2 rRNA genes are annotated in these 3,350 nt (G+C 57.0%); both read right to left on the reverse strand.

From position 1 onward, the window contains the following. Positions 1–2: 2 nt before the first annotated feature. Positions 3–119 (reverse strand): 5S ribosomal RNA (gene rrf / locus WBN91_RS38920). A gap of 103 nt (positions 120–222) precedes the next feature. After that, a 23S ribosomal RNA gene (locus WBN91_RS38925) occupies positions 223–3,303 on the reverse strand. Positions 3,304–3,350 lie beyond the last annotated feature (47 nt).

Below are 3,350 nucleotides of genomic sequence, written 5' to 3' on the forward strand. Positions count from 1 at the left end.
ATGTTCGGCGGCGTCCTACTCTCCCACACCCTCACGAGTGCAGTACCATCGGCGCTGGAAGGCTTAACTACCGGGTTCGGAATGGGACCGGGTGTTCCCCAACCGCTATGACCACCGAAACACTATGAAATTACCGCCCAACAGGCCCTCAGCAGCCCTATACAGGGCGCTCGGGGTCTGGTTCGGTTCTTTCAGAACCGCACAGTGGATGCGTAGCGTCTTCATAGCAAGTCCTCGGCCTATTAGTACCGGTCAACTCCAGCCGTTACCGACCTTCCATCTCCGGCCTATCAACCCAATAGTCTCTTGGGGGCCTTAACCCACAAAGGGTGGGATACCTCATCTAGGAACGAGCTTCCCGCTTAGATGCTTTCAGCGGTTATCCCTTCCGAACGTAGCCAACCAGCAATGCCCTTGGCAGGACAACTGGCACACCAGAGGTCCGTCCGTCCCGGTCCTCTCGTACTAGGGACAGCCTTCCGCAAGTATCCTACGCGCGCGGCGGATAGGGACCGAACTGTCTCACGACGTTCTAAACCCAGCTCGCGTACCGCTTTAATGGGCGAACAGCCCAACCCTTGGGACCTACTCCAGCCCCAGGATGCGACGAGCCGACATCGAGGTGCCAAACCATGCCGTCGATATGGACTCTTGGGCAAGATCAGCCTGTTATCCCCGGGGTACCTTTTATCCGTTGAGCGACCACGCTTCCACAAGCCATGGCCGGATCACTAGTTCCGACTTTCGTCCCTGCTCGACCCGTCGGTCTCACAGTCAAGCCCCCTTGTGCACTTGCACTCGACACCTGATTGCCAACCAGGCTGAGGGAACCTTTGAGCGCCTCCGTTACCCTTTGGGAGGCAACCGCCCCAGTTAAACTACCCACCAGGCACTGTCCCTGATCCGGATCACGGACCGAGGTTAGACATCCAGTACGACCAGAGTGGTATTTCAACGACGACTCCACACCAACTGGCGTTGGCGCTTCACAGTCTCCCACCTATCCTACACAAGCCGAACCGAACACCAATACCAAGCTATAGTAAAGGTCCCGGGGTCTTTCCGTCCTGCCGCGCGTAACGAGCATCTTTACTCGTAGTGCAATTTCGCCGGGCCTGTGGTTGAGACAGTCGAGAAGTCGTTACGCCATTCGTGCAGGTCGGAACTTACCCGACAAGGAATTTCGCTACCTTAGGATGGTTATAGTTACCACCGCCGTTTACTGGCGCTTAAGTTCTCAGCTTCGCCCCGAAGAGCTAACCGGTCCCCTTAACGTTCCAGCACCGGGCAGGCGTCAGTCCGTATACATCGTCTTGCGACTTCGCACGGACCTGTGTTTTTAGTAAACAGTCGCTTCTCGCTGGTCTCTGCGGCCGAAAAATCCTAGCCCGCAAGGGGCTTCAAATCCCTCGGCCCCCCTTCTCCCGAAGTTACGGGGGCATTTTGCCGAGTTCCTTAACCACAGTTCGCCCGATCGCCTCGGTATTCTCTACCTGACCACCTGTGTCGGTTTGGGGTACGGGCCGCATGAACACTCACTAGAGGCTTTTCTCGGCAGCATGGGATCACCCTACTTCGCCTCAATCGGCTATGCATCACGTCTCAGCCTTGATGACGTGCGGATTTGCCTACACGTCGGCCTACACGCTTACACCAGTACTACCACTCACTGGCGGAGCTACCCTCCTGCGTCACCCCATCGCTTGACTACTACAAGTTCAGGTCCCGCGCTCCACGTCACACCCTCGTCCGAAGACTCGAGTGCGGGCTTCGGGCGGTTAGTATCACAAGGTTCGCCATGGGCGCGTTCACACGGGTACGGGAATATCAACCCGTTGTCCATCGACTACGCCTGTCGGCCTCGCCTTAGGTCCCGACTTACCCTGGGCGGATTAGCCTGGCCCAGGAACCCTTGGTCATCCGGCGGCAGAGTTTCTCACTCTGCTTTCGCTACTCATGCCTGCATTCTCACTCGTCCAGCCTCCACACCTGGATTCCTCCGGCGCTTCAATGGCTGAACGACGCTCCCCTACCCATCCAGACAAAATCTGAATGACACGGCTTCGGCGGTGTGCTTAAGCCCCGCTACATTGTCGGCGCAGGACCACTTGACCAGTGAGCTATTACGCACTCTTTAAAGGGTGGCTGCTTCTAAGCCAACCTCCTGGTTGTCTGGGCGACCCCACATCCTTTCCCACTTAGCACACACTTAGGGGCCTTAGCCGGCGTTCTGGGCTGTTTCCCTCTCGACTACGAAGCTTATCCCCCGCAGTCTCACTGCCGCGCTCTCACGTACCGGCATTCGGAGTTTGGTTGATTTCGGTAAGCTTGTGGGCCCCCTAGACCATCCAGTGCTCTACCTCCGGCACGAAACACACGACGCTGCACCTAAATGCATTTCGGGGAGAACCAGCTATCACGGAGTTTGATTGGCCTTTCACCCCTAACCACAGCTCATCCCCCAGGTTTTCAACCCTGGTGGGTTCGGGCCTCCACGCAGTCTTACCCACGCTTCACCCTGGCCATGGCTAGATCACCCCGCTTCGGGTCTAGACCACGCGACTCAACCGCCCTATTCGGACTCGCTTTCGCTACGGCTACCCCACACGGGTTAACCTCGCCACGCAGCACTAACTCGCAGGCTCATTCTTCAAAAGGCACGCCGTCACCCCTAAAGGCTCCGACGGATTGTAGGCACACGGTTTCAGGTACTATTTCACTCCCCTCCCGGGGTACTTTTCACCTTTCCCTCACGGTACTAGTCCGCTATCGGTCACCAGGGAGTATTCAGGCTTAGCGGGTGGTCCCGCCAGATTCACAGCGAATTTCACGTGCTCGCTGCTACTTGGGATACCTGTAAGAAGACGGAGTGTTTTCGCGTACGGGACTTTCACCCTCTACGGCCATGCTTTCCAGACACGTTCCGCTAACAACCCCGTTTTATGACTCCTTGCCAGTCCGGCAGAACTGACCAACAGGTCCCACGACCCCGCACACGCAACCCCTGCCGGGTATCACACGAGTACGGTTTAGCCTCTTCCGCTTTCGCTCGCCACTACTCACGGAATCACGGTTGTTTTCTCTTCCTGCGGGTACTGAGATGTTTCACTTCCCCGCGTTCCCTCCACATACCCTATGTGTTCAGGTACGGGTGACCCCACATGACTGGGGCCGGGTTTCCCCATTCGGACACCCTTGGATCTCAGCTCGGTTGACAGCTCCCCAAGGCTTTTCGCAGTCTCCTACGTCCTTCATCGGCTCCTGGTGCCAAGGCATCCACCGTATGCCCTTAATAACTTGCCACAAAGATGCTCGCATCCACTGTGCAGTTCTCAAAGAACAACCAGACA

The organism is Saccharothrix sp. CCNWYY140 (assembly GCF_037401995.1).
In the GTDB taxonomy this organism is placed as follows: Bacteria; Actinomycetota; Actinomycetes; order Mycobacteriales; family Pseudonocardiaceae; genus Actinosynnema.